This is a genomic window from Parafrankia colletiae (assembly GCF_001854655.1).
GTDB classification, from domain to species: domain Bacteria; phylum Actinomycetota; class Actinomycetes; order Frankiales; family Frankiaceae; genus Parafrankia; species Parafrankia colletiae.
Genome location: NZ_MBLM01000129.1, coordinates 1 through 15,418, shown reverse-complemented (window position 1 = coordinate 15,418; position 15,418 = coordinate 1). Strand labels below are relative to the sequence as shown.

Genomic DNA, 15,418 nt, shown 5'->3' with positions numbered 1-15,418 from the left:
GGTGAACCGGCCATCCGCCCCGTCGCCGCCGCCCGCCGAGCCCTCCACCGCCGGCCACGGCATGGCCGGCCACGGCATGGGGGGTGGGGCGCTGGGGCGGGCCGGGGGGCTCGCCGCCGTTGCCTACGCGTTCACCCTCGCCATGGCCAGCACTACTCTGCCGACCCCGCTCTATCCGGGCTATCGCGCCGAGTTCGGGTTCTCGCAGCTGACCATCACGGTCATCTTCGCCACCTACGCGGTCGGTGTGATCATCGCGTTGCTGGCCTTCGGACGGCTGTCCGACCGGGTCGGCCGGCGTCCCGTCCTGCTGGCGGGTCTGGGGGCCGCGGTGGCGAGCGCGCTGATGTTCCTGTTCGCCGGTGGGCTGCCAGCGCTGCTGGCGGGCCGGCTGCTCTCCGGCCTGTCCGCGGGGGTCTTCACCGGGACCGCGACCGCGACCCTCGTCGACCTCGCCCCACCGCGGAGCGCGGGCCGGGCCACCCTCGTGCCCACGATCGCGAACATGGGCGGTCTGGGCCTGGGCCCGCTGCTCGCCGGCGTCATCGCCCGCTATGGTCCGGACCCGCTGCAGCTGACCTACGTCATCAACCTCGCCCTGCTGGTTCCGGCGGTGCTGGGCGTGCTGTTGGCCCCCGAGACGGTGTCCCGGCAGGCCCGGGCGTCGGTGGCGCAGGGCGCCGGCGGCGCCCGGCTGCTCTCGCGGCCGCGGGTGCCGTCCGCCGCCCGGGCGGTGTTCGTGCGCGCGGCCCTCGCCGGCTTCGCCGGGTTCGCGGTCCTCGGCCTGTTCACCGCGGTCGGCCCGGCCTTCCTCGCCCAGACGCTCGACGAGCACAACCCACTGGTCACCGGTCTGGTCGTCGCCGCCGTGTTCGCCGGCTCGGCGCTCGGCCAGGTGCTCGCCCGCCGCACCGGGCACGCCGTCGGGCTGCCGGCCGGCTGCGCGGCGCTCGTGGTCGGAGTCGCGCTGGTCGGCGGCGCCATCGCCGCCTCGTCCCTTCCGCTGCTCGTCGCGGGTGCCGTGGTGGCCGGCATCGGGCAGGGCCTCAGCTTCGCCTCGGGCCTCGGTGGGCTGCTGGCCGCCGCGCCGCCACCCGCCCGCGCCGAGACCTCATCGGCCTTCTTCGTCGTCGCCTATGTCGCGATCTCGCTGCCGGTCGTCGGTGTCGGGGTTCTTGCCGAACTGACGACGCTGCGCCTCGCCGGGTTCGTGTTCGTGTTCGTCATCGGTCTGCTCGCCCTGACGGCGCTCGCCCTGCTGCGACGAGGCCGCGGCGCCGCCGGGACCTCCTGACCGACAGCGCTCAGGTGCAGGCGCCGTCGATCTTCATCTGGAGGATCTCCTCCTCGGTCCGGCCGAGCTCACGCAGCAGATCGTCGGTGTGYTCGGCGAACAGCGGACCCCGCCGGGTCTCCGGCGGCGTCTCGTCGAACTGGACCGGGTTGGTCACCATCCGCCGCTGGTGTCCGCCGGAGTCCACCACCGGGACGAGGTAGCCGTTGGCGGTCATCTGCGGGTCCTCGAGAATGTCGAGGGGGCCCTGGACCGGCGCCCACTGGCCCTGCAGCGTCTGCAGCTTCTCCACCCAGTACGCGTACGACCTGGCCCCGATGGCCTCGGCGACCAGGCCCCCGGCCGCCGGCCCGTTGGCCATCAGCTTCTCGGCGGTGTCGAAGCGTTCGTCGTCGATGAGCTCGTCAAGGCCGAGGTGCTGACAGAGGTCGGGGAAGTACCGGAACGACTGCATGATGGTCAGGTTGATCCAGCGCCCGTCGGACGTCCTGTAGCTGCCGACAGTCGGGTTGCTGATCCGGCCCATCATGTCGTTGAGGCGCTCGGGCGGATTGTCCGGGCCCAGGAGATCGGCGTTGCCCACCTCCAGCGCGAACGCCCAGGCGCCGACGCTCATCAGCGACACGTCGACGACTGTCGGTTCGCCGGTCCGGGCCCGGCCGAGCAGCGCCGCGGCGATGCCGCCGGCGATCGCCATGCCGCCCGTCGTGTCGCCGTAGGCGCCGGCCGGCATCGTGATCAGCCGGTCGCTGTCGGTCGGGGTGACCCCCCAGGCGCTCCCCATCCGGCACCAGAACGACGAGCCGTCGAACCCGCCCCGCTCGGCCCAGGGGCCCCGCTGCCCGTGGGCGCTGCCACGGACGTAGATGATGTTCGGATTCGCCTTGCGGATGTCCTCGACGTCCAGCCGCAGGCGTCGGCGCGCATCGGGCAGGAAGTTGRTCAGGAACACGTCGGCGTCGCGACAGAGATCCATCAGGACCTCGTACGCGRCCGGCTGCTCCAGGGCGAGCCCGATGCTCTTCTTGCCGCGGTTGGGATGGTCCATCACCGGGTGCCACGAGTCGGCCCTGGGCTGACTGCGCATTCCTCGCTGGGCGTCACCCATCTCGGCATGTTCGACCTTGATGACCTCGGCACCCCACTCGGTCAGCACCGCGCCGGCGGCGGGAGTGAAGGTGAACTGGGCGACCTCGACCATCTTGATGCCGGTGAGTGGTTTGTGCACGGTTCCTGCGCTTTCTCTCGACGCCCGAACGCGGTGAACTTCTCGGTGCTCGCAACCCGATATTCAAGCCCACTTTTTAGACTGAGTCTAACTATGGGCCGAGAGCTGTCAAGGCCGGAACCATGATCCGTCGAGGGGGTGCTGGAGTGCGCGCAGCGGGTCGCCTGCCGCATCGGACGTCCGCCTCGCCGGCCCTMGGGGCTCGAAGACCCGCTTGGTGCGTTCGTGCTCCCCGCTGCTCCCCGCTGCTCCCGGCCGTCAGGTCAGTGCGGCCTCGTTGCAGACCGCGGTGCCGACGATCACGTTCTGGAGACCGCCGAGCAGGCTGATCGACAGCGCGTCGACCGTCAGGGTGCCGTCTGGCGCGACGGCCGCCAGCTGGTTCGGTGATGTGCCCGGGAAGGTGCTGGYGGCAAGGGGGCTGATGGGGATGAGCCCGGTCGCCTGGAGGCCGACTGCTGTGTTCGGTGCCGCCGCGGCGGCGGGCGACAGGGGTGCGAGTGTCAGGCCCCGGCGGCGGCGAGAACACCGGCGCACCGAGCCACGCGTTGTGTCCACATTTTCATGAAGGCTCCCTCCCGCACCTGTCGGGAACGGGCCGCCACGGCAGAAGAAAGCCGACGGAAAGCGTTTTCGGGACCTACGTCGAGAACTGTCGTGACTTTGTTCCCGAACGGAAGGTAGCGTGCGTCCGGCCGAAAAACGGGCCTCCTGTAAGGGCATGGAGTTTCATTGCCGAAGGCCGGAAAATTCCTTGAACGTGCGACAGGGCATGACATCCGGACCGCGCGCCGGCGGATCCGGGCCCGGATCCCGCACCCGGACCGCCGGAAGGGCCGGGTGCCGGCGCAGGTACGGGCGGATGAGGTCGATCGGTCGGGGCAGGAGCGTGTGTGGCGGCGGTAGACGGGTAGGCGGAGTGAGCGGCACTGTCCGCGGGTCCGGTCTGGTCTGCGTCTGCGCAGGTCACCGGTCCGGACGACGCGCGCCTGGCTTGTGCCTGGCTCGGCGGGCGGCGGCGGGCCCACCAGTCGGAGCCGGGGGACGGGCGGTGGGTTCCACCCGAGAATCGTGATGGCGGCAGGATGAGGAGTTTGCGGTGACAACACAGGAGCGTCGTCCGACTACCACCGATGCTGGGATCCCCGTCGCCAGCGACGAACACTCGCTGAGTGTCGGCCCGGACGGTCCGCTGCTGCTCCAGGACCACTATCTGATCGAGCAGATGGCGAACTTCAACCGGGAACGCATTCCGGAGCGCCAACCGCACGCCAAGGGCGGCGGAGCGTTCGGGGCGTTCGAGGTGACGCAGGACGTCAGCGCCTTCACGCGGGCGGCGGTGTTCCAGCCGGGGGCGAACACAGACGTGCTGATCCGGTTCTCCACCGTGGCGGGGGAGCGGGGCAGCCCGGACACCTGGCGTGACCCGCGAGGGTTCGCGGTGAAGTTCTACACGCCGGATGGCAACCTGGACATCGTCGGCAACAACACGCCGGTGTTCTTCGTCAGAGACCCGATGAAGTTCCAGCACTTCATCCGGTCGCAGAAGCGCCGCTCCGACAACAACCTGCGCGACCACGACATGCAGTGGGACTTCTGGACGCTCTCGCCGGAATCCGCCCACCAGGTGACCTGGCTGATGGGGGACCGCGGCATCCCGCGGACCTGGCGGCACATGAACGGCTACTCCAGCCACACCTACATGTGGATCAACGCGGCGGGTGAGCGTTTCTGGGTGAAGTACCACTTCAAGACCGACCAGGGGGTCGAGTTCTTCACGCAGGACGAAGGCGACCAGATGGCCGCGATCGACACGGACTACCACCAGCGTGACCTGTACGAGCACATCCGCGACGGGGAGTTCCCGAGCTGGACGCTCAAGATGCAGATCATGCCGTTCGACGAGGCGAAGTCCTACCGCTTCAACCCGTTCGACCTGACCAAGGTGTGGCCGCACAGCGACTACCCGTTGCAGGAGGTCGGCCGCCTCACGCTGAACCGGAACATCGCGGACTACCACACCGAGATGGAGCAGGCCGCCTTCGAGCCGAACAATCTCGTCGCCGGCACCGGCCTGTCGCCGGACAAGATGCTGCTGGCCCGCGGGTTCAGCTACGCCGACGCCCACCGCGCCCGGCTCGGGGTGAACTACAAGCAGATTCCGGTGAACTCGGCGAAGGTGCCCGTCCACAGCTATTCCAAGGACGGCGCGATGCGGGTACAGAACGTCTCCGACCCGGTGTACGCGCCGAACTCCTACGGCGGCCCGGCGGCGCAGCCGGAGCTGACCGACGACGGTGGCCACTGGTACGCCGACGGCGAGATGGTCCGTACCGCGTACACCTCGCGCCGTGACGACGACGACTGGGGCCAGGCCGGCACGATGGTCCGGGAGGTCCTCGACGACGCGGCCCGCGCCCGGCTCGTCGAGAACATCGCCGGTCACCTGCTCGACGGCGTGAGCGAGCCGGTTCTGCTGCGTGCGTTCCAGTACTGGCGCAACGTCGACAAGGACCTCGGTGACCACGTCGAGGAGACGGTGCGCGCGAAGCAGTCCGAGGTTGACCCGAAGGCCGCGAAGCAGGCCAGTCCCGCGCGTTCCAGCGCCCAGGCGAAGGCCTGACGCCGTCCCGGAAGCCCGTTGGTTCGTGTGCGCCCCAGGCCTGAGAAGGCCTGGGGCGCACAGCCATGGTCATGGCTGTCCAGGAACACGGCACGGTTCCCCGGGTGCGGAGGCCGTGTCTGTCTGAGTCCAGCACACCAGGGGGAGTGTGCTGGATCATCGGTGATCTACGTGCTATCTTCATGGTCAACTCTGTGCTATTTCCATGATCGGATGTACGTGCGCTCCTACGTCCCCCGTCTGCTCGACACGGAGTTGCGGGATGTGCTCGCCTCGCACCCGGCTGTCCTCGTCGTCGGCCCCGGGCCTGCGGAAAGACGACCACCACCCGGCGTGTCTGCCGGTCGGTTCTGCGCCTGGACGTCCCGGCACAGGCCGCGGTCGTCAGCGCCGACCCGGACGCGGCGCTGCGCGGGCTCGCGGAGCCGATCCTCATCGACGAGTGGCAGGTCGTGCCCGAGGTGCTCGGAGCGGTCAAGCGGGCCGTCGACGACGACCCGCGCCCGGGGCGGTTCGTGCTCACCGGGTCCTCGCAGGCCGACCTGACCACCTCCGGATGGCCCGCTACCGGGAGGATCATCCGGCTGACGATGTATCCCCTCGTCGGCCGGGAACGCCATGGTGATCCAGCCGCGCTGTCGCTGGTCGACCGGATCCTCGACGACGGAGCGGACGCGTTCGTGGATCCTCCCAGCGGCTGGGACCTGTACACCTATGTGACCGAGGCGCTCAGCAGCGGGTGGCCGGAGGCGCTGCGAACCGAAGCCGACCGGGCACGCGACCGTTGGCTGACCGGCTACGTCGACCATCTCGCGACCCGCGAGGCCCCGGCGCTCGGCGTCGCCCGTGACCCGCTGCGCCTGCGTAGATACCTCCAGGCGATCGCCGCCAACACCGCCGGCGTGCCGACCCACAAGCTGCTCTACGACTCGGCGGGCATCAGCCGCGAAGCCGCAGTGGCCTATGACGACCTCCTCGACACTCTCATGATCACCCATCGGGTTCCGGCCTGGGCGGACAACCGGACGAGTCGCGCGGTCCGGCTGCCGAAGAGATATCTGATCGACCCCGGCCTGCTCGCACCCCTGCTCCGCATCGACCACCGTCGCGCGCTTCGCGACGGCGACCTGCTGGGGCGCATCATCGACACCCTCGTCGCCGCACAGTTCCGTGCCGAGTGCGCGCTGAGCGTCGTCGGCGCCGACATGTACCACCTGCGGGACGCCAACGGCCGCCGTGAGATCGACCTGCTGCTCGAAGCCCGCGACGGTCAGGTCATCGCCATCGAGGTCAAGGCGTCCGCGGCCCCGTCCCGAACCGACGCGCGACACCTGGAATGGCTTCGGTCGCAGCTCGGGCTCCGGTTCAGCGTGGGTCTGCTCGTGCACACAGGCCCACGGGTCTTCCAGATCGCCGAACGTGTTTTCGCCGTCCCCGCTGCGGGTCTCTGGTCGACCAGCTCAGGCCGTACGACGAGAACTCCCGGCACCGGTTCGTGGCCAGGGTGACGTTCCCGGGCGGCCCAGGCTTCGGCCGCGGCGGGAGCACGGCCGAGTTCGGCGACGTGCGGCCGGGACGAGAGGCTGCCGTTGACAACCATCCCGGCCGCGGCTCCGTCATCGACAGGTCGTCTACGGCTCGATGATGTTGAAGTTCGGGTCGCCGGGGTCGAGGACACCGAGCAGCTGCCGCAGCGTGCCTTCGTCGCCGTCGAGGGAGAGCCCGGCCGCACGGGCCGCGTCGAGGCTGCCCGACGCCAGGGGGGCCAGGGCTGGCCGGGGCACTGTCATGGTCAGCGAAACGTCGCCCGACCCCGAACGCACGTAGGTGAACACGCCGTTGACCAGCGTGGTGCGGAAATCCGACCCGTGGTCGGGGAACACCCAGCGGATCGTCAGCTCGAGGTCCCACGCCTGCGGCCCGTTCACCTGGACGGCGAGCGCGTCGAAGAACATCTCCGGTGGCAGCTGAGCGAGCACGTCGGGGGAGTTGGACCCGGCCGGCGTGCCGAAGCTGCCCTCGCGCAGCTCCCGCGCCCCGGACAGGTAGGAGTTGCGCCAGGTGCCGTTCTCGCAGCCGAAACCGAGCTTTTCCAGGACGTCGGCAAGCAGGGCACGGGCTTCCTTGTACTCGGGCTCGGCGAACACGACGTGGTCGAGTACCTGTGCCGCCCACCGCAGGTCGCCCTCGTCCGCCGACCGCTGTGCCTTCTCGACCACGGCGTCGGCGCCGCCCATGAAGTCCACGTAGCGGCGCGCGGCCTCCTGGGGCGGGTGCTGCCACAGCCGGGCGGGATTGCCGTCATACCAGCCCATGTAGCGCTGGTAGATCGCCTTGACGTTGTGGCTGATCGATCCGTAGTAGCCGTGCGTGTGCCACGCGCGCTGCAGCCCCGGCGGCAGCTCGAACGCCTCGGCGATCTCGGTGCCGGTGTGGCCCTTGTTGATCAGTCGGACGGTCTGGTCGTGCTGGTACGCGTACAGGTCACGCTGGAGCCGCAGGAACTCGACGACGTTGTCCGCGCCCCAGGTGGGCCAGTGATGGGAGGCGAAGACGACGTCGGCGCCGACCGCGAACGTCTCGATCGCCTCGGTCAGATAGCGCGCCCAGGCGTGCGGGTCCCGTACCAGCGCCCCACGCAGCGTCAGCACGTTGTGCAGCGTGTGGGTGGCGTTCTCGGCGATGCACAGCGCCCGCTGCTCCGGAAACAGGAAGTGCATCTCGGCCGGCGCCTCGGAGTTCGGCGCCAGCTGGAACACCATCCGGATCCCGTCGACGGTCATCTCCTGGCCCGACCGTGTGATGTCGACCGTGGGCGGTATCAGGCTGATCGTCCCGGTCGAGGTCGTCTGCCCCAGCCCGGCCCCGACCCCACCGCGGGGACCGCGCGCGAGCGCGGCACCGTAGACGTACCCGGCCCTGCGGGCCATCGCCGTTCCCGCGTAGACGTTCTCCGAGATCGCGTGCTCCATGAACCCCAGCGGTGCGATCACGGGCACCCGGCCGGCGTCGACCTCCTCCTGGGCCACGACGCCCTTCACCCCGCCGAAGTGGTCCGCGTGACTGTGTGTGTAGATCACTGCCGTGACCGGTCGTTCCCCGCGCTGGGACCGGTACAGCTCCAGCGCGGCCCGCGCCGTCTCCACCGACAGCAGCGGGTCGATCACGATGACCCCGTCGGCACCCTCGACGAACGTGATGTTCGACAGGTCCAGACCACGCACCTGGTAGATGCCGGGAACCACCTCGAAAAGGCCCTGCTTCGTGACCAGTGACGACTGCCGCCAAAGGCTGCGATGGACCGAATCCGGGTCATCGCCGGTCAGAAAGGAAGCATACGAATCGTTGTCCCACACGACCGTGCCGTCGTCGTCCCTGACGGTCGCCGGTTCCAGGGTCGCCAGYAGTCCCCGCTCCGCGTCGGCGAAGTCCCGTCGGTCCTCGAAAGGAAAGATCGCATCGCCCATGCCGCGCCTCCAGGAATCACGCCTCACCGCTGGGCGGATCCTGTGCCACCGAGCCGACGCCGGCAACCGCACGCTGCCGCGGCTGCTCCCGGCCGGTCAGAAATGGACGAGTGGCTGCGGAGGTGGCTGCGGCAGAGTGAGGAAGCGGCGGGCCCCGTCCGACACCGGCGCGCGGACATAGCCGGCGAACCCGTCGACCAGGGTCGTGACGAACAGGCCGAACGGCATGACCTCGTCACCGGCGGCCCTGGCGCGCTCCCGCTCGGCCGCGGCGTTCAGGGTGAATGCCTGGACCTGACCGATGCGCATGGTCCGGACGGGTTCCTCCACCTCGGGCAGCAACCGGCGCATGTCGGCGAGGAACTCCTCCTGTGCCTGCGTGACCTCCCGCTGGCGGGGGAGGACGTCCCGCCACCTGCCCCCGCGGTTCAGCTGGTCCAGGAAGGAGACGTAGTGGCTGTCGGGCGACTCGGCGAGCTCGATGACCGGCAGCAGGTGCGCCTCGAGCCGCTGGCGCAGGTCATCGGGGTCCAGCCGCGCCTTGAGCAGGGTCCGGCGCTGCGCGAGGTCCGCCACCCGGTGGGCAACGATCGCCTCGACCAGCCCCTCCTTCGAACCGAAGTGATAGTGGACGGCGGAACTGTTCGCCGACCCGGCCTCGCTGGCGATCTGGCGCAGCGACACTCCGGCGAGCCCGTGCTCGGCGAACAACCGCTCGGCAGTGATCATCAACTGCCGGGCGGTCGCGGTCGCGGTGGACGGCTGGGGTCGTGTCACGTCTGCATCGTCTGCCATCGCAGCGCGGCGTCGTGCAGCGCCTCACCCTTGGCGAAGCCGTAGTAGGCGCTGAACTGCAGGATGACCTCCTGCATCTCGTCCCAGCTCACATCACCGGTCTCCAGCGCCGAGCCGACGTGTGCGGCGATCGGTCCCGCGGCGTCGGACAGGCCGACGCACGGCACGGTCACGAGGCGGCGGTCACGGCGGCTGAGCGCGGGCCGCTGCCAGACATGACCGAAGACGAACCCGAGGATGCCGGCGAAGAAGTACGGCGAGTCGGGCGGCGGTGCCGGTACGGCGTTGACGGCGACGAACTCCTCCTGGCCGCGGCGGATCCGCTCCGCGTGGTCGGTCGTTCCGAGATCCTCGTAGGGCAGCGCCGGGAAGGCGGGTGCCTCCTCGCCGCGCTCGGCGTACAGGCGGTGCCACTGCCGGCGAACGATGCCCTCCAGCTGGGACGCCTTCGGCCAGCCGCAGTAGACCGCGAAGTGCAGGGTGATCTCGTTCAGCTGCTCGATCGTGAGATCGCCGCTGCGTAACGCGGCGTAGACGTGGTCCTCGATCGGCTTCACAGCATCCGCGGCGGCCACGCAGGCGAGGGAGACGATCCGCCGGTCGCGGATGCCGAGCCCCGGCCGGCTCCACACCTGGTCGAACAGGAAGTCCCGGCTGGCCCGCTCGAAGGGCGTCTCGGTGGCGGGCGGCACCACGGCCATCACGGTGCGGTAGATGTCGTCGGCGGTCATGCTGCGTCCTCCGGGTGGTGGGCGCCGCGGTGGAATGCGGGCGGCGTCTGCTCGACGATGCGGGTGTCCTGCTCAGCGATGCGGGCGTTCAGATAGGCGTCAAGGTCCGCCGCCCGCTCCACGAGCTCGGCCTGGATGGCGGGAACCGTCAGAACGAGGAACCTGCGCTGTGTCACCGCCTCGGCGGTGAGCTCCCCGACCTTCTCGGCCGAAACAATCCCGTGCGCCGGCGCACGGGGGGAGGACGAGGCCTGCCCGTACACGGTGATCTGCTCGGAGATGTTGGTCATGACCCCGGACGGGCACACACACGTCACGCCGATTCCCCGCGGACCGAGATAGAGCGCGAGCGCCTCCGACATTCCGACGACGGCATGTTTGCTCGCCACGTAGGGCAGCCGGTCGAATCCGTACGCCAGCAGACCGGATGCGGACGCCGTGTTCACGACGTGCCCGCTGCCCTGCTTCAGCAGCAGCGGCAGGAAGACCCGGTTGCTGCGCGCGATGCTGAGCAGGTTGACGTCGAGCACCTTCTCCCAGGCCTCGTCCGGAAGCGATTCCGGCGCCCCCATCGCGAGGACGCCCGCGTTGTTCATCACGACGTCCACCCGCCCGAACTCGCGCAGCGCGGTGTCGCGCAGCGCCGCGAAATCCTCGCCGCGGGTCACGTCGACGGCGATGCCGGCCGCCTGCCCACCCGCTGACCGGACCTCGGCCGCGACGGCCTCGGCCCGCCTGCCGACGAGATCGCTCACCACGACCCGGGCGCCGCGGCCGGCGAAGGAGAGCGCGGCGGCGCGGCCGATCCCGCTGCCGCCGCCGGTGATGACCGCGACGGTGCCGGCGAAGTCGAAGGAATCCATCAGGCGATCGCCACCGCTCTGGTCCGGAGGATCAACACCCGGCTGCGGTCCGCGGGCTTCCACGCCCGCCAGCCGGGAAGTGCCTCCTGCGCGGCGCGGGCCGCGGCGTCGACGTCCTCGGCGCCGGCGGGCGGCACCGTGCCCTGGATCTCCCCAGCTGCCGGATACATGTGCTCATGCACCCCGCCGGATCCCTGGGCGCGCAGCTGGCCGCCGATGTGCAGGTGCACGGGCGGAACGGTGCGATCAACACTCATGGCCGACTCCTCCGTATCAATGCGACAGTCTTAACATTTAATGCAGTTGAATTCAAGCTACGGCAAGCGAATTATCGGTGGCATGAAGGCGTCCGAGTCGGCCTGCCGAAGGACTCACCCGTCCGGGCTTGCCCTCGCTGCCCGGGTACCGGGAAGCCGTCCGGGYGGCCGGCAGCCGCTACCGGGGGAGGCGGATGATCAGCTCGACGCGGCGGTCGAAGCGCTGGCCCTCGGGGTCGGGGGAGCCGTCCGGGTTCGTCTCCTCGGCCAGCGGCTGGCTGCTGCCGAGCCCGACGGAGGTGATAGGCGCCGCCTGGATGCCATGCCCGGCGAGGTACTCCCGGACGGTGCCGGCCCGGCGTTCGGGCAGTGTCTGGTTCGCACTGGCCGTGCCCGTCGCGTCGGTGTGGCCGCGAGATTCTCGGCCGAGATGCCGGTGAGATCGACGTCGTCGGGCCCCGGCAGCCGGTAGAGCGACGTCGGCACCAGCCGGGTGCCGTCCTCTGGCGTGTGGGCGTAGCCGCTGAGGTCACCGCACGGAAGGCGCARCACCAGGCCGCCGCCGAAGTCCTGGGTGCCGCACGTGGGGTCAGGCGTGCCGTCGCCGGTGACGTCGTGCAGACCCGGTTCGGCATCCTGCGCGCGGACGCCCCTGATCGACAGCCGACAAACGGCGGATCACGCTGGGGTGCAACGCATTCCTGCCGAGAGACCTCCGATGGTTCTTCGCTTCGCCGGCCAGACATGCCGGCTCCCCGCCCGCGGCCTGATGTGCCTGGTCACCCGGTGCGGAAGGGGGAGAGTCGTTAGTTATACTAAGTTCAAAATTGAAACGGGGACATTGCACCACTGCGCCGCCGGCCCTGTATGGGCCTGCAGGGCTGTATCCGGGGTTGGACGCGATGTCGAACTGGTCGTGGCCGCTGCGGCTGCCGCAGTGCCGCCGGCTGCCCTGACCTGCATCGGAGACCCGCGGACCGGCAGGTCCGGAGGCCGTGGAAATGCCTCTGGCGGGGCGGTCTGTCTCGTGCGTCGTAATCCCTGATCCCGTCGGTCTTTGTTTGGCTTCCATGGAGGAACACGTGCGTTCAGGTAGATCGGCAGGACCGTTAGGGCTGGTGGTCGCAGTTCTTGTGGCTGCCGTCGCCAGCTGCACCGCGACATCGGCAGACAAAGGCGCGGCGGCGGCATGCGACGCACCCGGGGTGACACCCGACAAGGTGAATCTCGGCATGGTGCTCTCTGATACCGGCGTGGGCAGCGCGACGTTCTCCTCGGCCCGCTCCGGCGCCGCCGCCAGGATCGGGCTGGCCAACGAGGAGGGGGGCGTGCACGGCCGGACGATCTCCTACGAGTGGCATGACGACGCGAGCTCACCCTCGCAGAACGCGCGTGTCACCGAGGATCTCATCCGGGGCGGAGGTGTCCTCGGCGTCATGCTGGTCAGCACCGGCGTCGGTGATTCACTGCCGGCCCTGGCGGCCGAGGGAGTGCCCGTCGTCGGCTTCGGGCTGCCGTCCTGGAGCCGGTTCCCCAACATGTTCTCCAACATGTACGAGGCGTCTCCGGTGACCGTGGGCCAGTATGTCCGGGCCAGCGGCGGCAGGAAGGTCGGCATCGTCGCCACCGGGACGTCGGCCGCCGTGACGGAGAACCTCGGGCGATACCGGGCCGCCTTCGAGTCGGTCGGACTTGTGCTGACCGACACCATTCCCTTCGCGAGCACCGACAGCCCGAGCGGGGTCGTCCAGCAGCTGGCGTCCGCCGGCGCCGACTCGCTGGTCAGCTTCACGACGCCCGACGATCTCGCGCGGATCGTGCAGGCCGCCCAGGCGGCGAATCTGGGACTCGCACCCACCGTCTCGTTCGCCGGGTACGACCAAAGTCTGCTGCCCATCCTGGGTACGGCGCTCGCCGGAGTCTCGTTCCCCGTGTACACCCGCCCCTTCGAAGCCGGCGGCACCGCTCTCGACCGTTACCGCACCGCCATGGCCCGCTTCGCACCGGAGATCGTCCACCCGGACCAGCAGTTCGCCCTGCAGGCCTACATCTACACCGACATGTTCCTGCGTGGGCTCGACCTGGCCGGTGCGTGCCCGACCAGGGACGGTTTCATCCAGGCCCTGCGCAAGGTGTCCGCCTACGACGCGGGTGGGCTGATCGAACCCGTCAACCTGAGCACCAACCCCACCCAGCCGCTCAGCTGCTACGCCTTCGTCCGGATCAATGCCGGCGGCACCGATTTCGAGGTCAACCGCCAGCATGTCTGCGCCGACGGGACGAGCAGCTGACACTGCGCCCGCGCCCGCCTGAGAGTCGGACCACCGGACCGCAGGCTGTGCGACAGCCGACAGGTCGGGTATCGCACAGCAGAGCAGGCTTCGGGTGGTCTCGTCCTGGCCTAGGTTCGACTGGTCGAGAGGAACCAGATCATGTCGGACCGTCGGGGCCCCAGCGCCTGGGTTCTGCTGGCGCACCGTCCTGCTGCTGTCACCACACTGGCGCTCGCGACGGCGCTCGCGCTGCTGACCGCCGGCTGCCAGCCCGGCGCCGGTCCGGTCGCGGGCGCGGAGCCGAACCCTGCGCTGACACTCGCCGGGTCGGAGGCGATCGATCAGGTCGGCGGCCCGACCGCCCCGACCGCCCCGGGCGGACCCTCCGGGCAGGTCGGGTCGTCGAGTGGTGGCGGACCGCCGGCGGCCGGCGGCGGCCTGCCGGCCGGTCCGTCGCCGCAGCCCTCGGGCGCCGCGTCGCCCGAGGTGGCCCCCGCGGGAACCGCGGCGCGGGCTGACTGCCACCGGGTCGGCGGCTTCGACGTGTGCGGGCCGATCTACGAGCGGTACGCCCAGGCCGGCGGCCCGACCGGTGCGCTGGGCCGTCCCGTCGACGGGGCGACGGCGGCCGGCGGCGGCACCTCCCAGCGCTTCGAGCACGGTGCGGTGGCCGCCAGCCCGTCGACCGGCACCCGCGTCGTGGCGGCGCCCGCCGCCGACGCCTGGGAGGACGCCGGTGGGGGAGACGGTCCCCTCGGATACCCGCTGCTCGACCCGCGCCCCGCCGTCGGTGCGGACAGCGTCAGCTACTTCCAGGGTGGCGCCGTGTTCGTCACCGGCGGCGACGCCGACGTTCACGAGGCACCCGGCGGGGAGGTGCCCGACGTCGACGTTCCCAGCGTGTACGGGCTCCCGTTGGCGGACTTCACCGTCGTCTGGCGGGACCGGGCCGCCGACCCGCCGGACGGTGACCTGGTGTGGACGACCGACGGGTGCAGCGGGCCGACACCGCCCGCGGTGGACGCCCTGTTCGCCGACGCCTGCCTGCGCCACGACTTCGGCTACCGCAACTACCTGAACGGCCCGCGGGTCGATCCCACCCAGCAGCGCCGGCTCGCTGTCGACAACCAGTTCCTCGCCGACCTGCGCGCGACCTGCGGGACGGCGGGCGAGCCGCAGGTGGACTGGTTCGGGGTGATGATGCCGTGCCAGCGCGCCGCCCAGGTGATGTACGACGCGGTGCGCGCCTTCGGCTAGCCTCGGGCTTTCACCGGGGTGATCGTCTGTTGGGGTGCCGGAAAGAGGAAAGTGCTCCTGAGCTGGGAGGATCGGGCTTGCTGAGGGCCTGAATCCAACCGAACCAAGGAGCACCTTCGCGGTGAAGACTACCGCTGTGTATCCGTCTGTCCGCGTGGACGCCGCCGGGCGTGGCGTTGTGTCGCAGGCGGGTGGGCTGCTGCTGACCGAGACGGTCCGGGCCAGCGGGCTGGGGCAGACGCTGTCGGTGGCGTTGGCGCCGTGGCGGCCTGGCCGGGCGGTGCACGAWCCGGGCAAGATGCTGTGCGATCTGGCGTTGTCGCTGGCGTTGGGTGGGGACTGCCTCGCGGACGTGTCGTTGCTGCGCGCCGAGCCGGCCGTGTTCGGTCTGGTGGCCTCGGATCCGACGGTGTCTCGCACGGTCGACCGGCTGGCCATCGATGTGGAGAAGACGCTGAAGGCGCTCGACGCTGCCCGGGCGGCGGCCCGGGCCCGGGTGTGGGAGCTGGCTGGCACGCACGCCCCGCACGCCGGGGTGTCGGGCGACGATCCGCTGGTGGTCGATCTGGACGCCACCCTGGTCACCGCCCACTCGGAGAAGGAGAACGCCGACCGGACCTGGAAGAAGGG

The 15,418-nt window shown here is 70.3% G+C and carries 14 protein-coding genes; 6 read left to right on the top strand and 8 right to left on the bottom strand.

Annotation, left to right across the window (positions count from 1 at the left end):
- The first annotated feature begins 61 nt into the window (after window positions 1-61).
- Window positions 62-1,294: an MFS transporter gene (locus CC117_RS20360; RefSeq protein WP_071086649.1), complete on the top strand. Its 1,233-nt coding sequence runs from the start codon at window positions 62-64 to the stop codon at window positions 1,292-1,294.
- 10 nt (window positions 1,295-1,304) lie between these two features.
- Here the strand turns inward: CC117_RS20360 and CC117_RS20355 are convergent, their stop codons facing one another.
- Both CC117_RS20355 and CC117_RS20350 read right to left on the bottom strand, forming a co-directional pair.
- Entirely contained in the window at window positions 1,305-2,522 is a 1,218-nt protein-coding gene (locus CC117_RS20355) for a CaiB/BaiF CoA transferase family protein (RefSeq protein ID WP_071086555.1), read from the bottom strand.
- 258 nt (window positions 2,523-2,780) lie between these two features.
- On the bottom strand, window positions 2,781-3,080 hold the full coding sequence (locus CC117_RS20350) for a hypothetical protein (protein ID WP_241830276.1): 300 nt from the start codon (window positions 3,078-3,080) through the stop codon (window positions 2,781-2,783).
- A gap of 541 nt (window positions 3,081-3,621) precedes the next feature.
- On the opposite strand from CC117_RS20350, the gene CC117_RS20345 reads away from it, so the two are divergent.
- The gene (locus CC117_RS20345) at window positions 3,622-5,145 is read left to right on the top strand and encodes a catalase (protein ID WP_071086550.1); all 1,524 of its coding nucleotides are present in this window, start codon (window positions 3,622-3,624) and stop codon (window positions 5,143-5,145) included.
- A gap of 350 nt (window positions 5,146-5,495) precedes the next feature.
- Window positions 5,496-6,653: an ATP-binding protein gene (locus CC117_RS20340; protein WP_321572626.1), complete on the top strand. Its 1,158-nt coding sequence runs from the start codon at window positions 5,496-5,498 to the stop codon at window positions 6,651-6,653.
- A 123-nt stretch (window positions 6,654-6,776) separates the two neighbouring features.
- Here CC117_RS20340 and CC117_RS20335 read toward each other — a convergent pair whose 3' ends face one another.
- The 6 genes from CC117_RS20335 to CC117_RS39225 form a co-directional block, all read right to left on the bottom strand.
- Window positions 6,777-8,612, bottom strand: a complete 1,836-nt coding sequence (locus tag CC117_RS20335; RefSeq protein ID WP_071086548.1) for an alkyl/aryl-sulfatase — start codon at window positions 8,610-8,612, stop codon at window positions 6,777-6,779.
- Window positions 8,613-8,708: 96 nt separating this feature from the next.
- Window positions 8,709-9,389, bottom strand: coding sequence for a TetR/AcrR family transcriptional regulator (locus CC117_RS20330; protein ID WP_071086546.1), 681 nt, complete (start codon window positions 9,387-9,389; stop codon window positions 8,709-8,711).
- Window positions 9,386-10,138: a carboxymuconolactone decarboxylase family protein gene (locus tag CC117_RS20325; RefSeq protein ID WP_071086544.1), complete on the bottom strand. Its 753-nt coding sequence runs from the start codon at window positions 10,136-10,138 to the stop codon at window positions 9,386-9,388. The genes CC117_RS20330 and CC117_RS20325 overlap by 4 nt, the downstream gene beginning before the upstream one ends.
- Complete coding sequence (locus CC117_RS20320; RefSeq protein WP_071086542.1) at window positions 10,135-11,001, bottom strand: SDR family oxidoreductase; 867 nt, start codon at window positions 10,999-11,001, stop codon at window positions 10,135-10,137. Before CC117_RS20320 ends, CC117_RS20325 begins: the two co-directional genes overlap by 4 nt.
- A complete protein-coding gene (locus CC117_RS20315) occupies window positions 11,001-11,258 on the bottom strand; it encodes an aldehyde dehydrogenase family protein (protein WP_071086540.1) in 258 nt (85 codons plus the stop codon). The genes CC117_RS20320 and CC117_RS20315 overlap by 1 nt, the downstream gene beginning before the upstream one ends.
- Window positions 11,259-11,436: 178 nt before the next feature.
- Window positions 11,437-11,628 (bottom strand): OmpA family protein, encoded by a 192-nt coding sequence (locus CC117_RS39225; protein ID WP_241830287.1) that lies wholly within the window; start codon window positions 11,626-11,628, stop codon window positions 11,437-11,439.
- A gap of 862 nt (window positions 11,629-12,490) precedes the next feature.
- Between CC117_RS39225 and CC117_RS20310 the strand changes: the two genes are divergently transcribed.
- The 3 genes from CC117_RS20310 to CC117_RS20300 all read left to right on the top strand — a co-directional run.
- The gene (locus tag CC117_RS20310) at window positions 12,491-13,549 is read left to right on the top strand and encodes an ABC transporter substrate-binding protein (RefSeq protein ID WP_241830275.1); all 1,059 of its coding nucleotides are present in this window, start codon (window positions 12,491-12,493) and stop codon (window positions 13,547-13,549) included.
- A gap of 141 nt (window positions 13,550-13,690) precedes the next feature.
- On the top strand, window positions 13,691-14,788 hold the full coding sequence (locus tag CC117_RS20305; RefSeq protein WP_071086536.1) for a phospholipase: 1,098 nt from the start codon (window positions 13,691-13,693) through the stop codon (window positions 14,786-14,788).
- A gap of 121 nt (window positions 14,789-14,909) precedes the next feature.
- A partial coding sequence (locus tag CC117_RS20300; RefSeq protein WP_198541920.1) for a transposase occupies window positions 14,910-15,418 on the top strand: 509 nt, incomplete at its 3' end.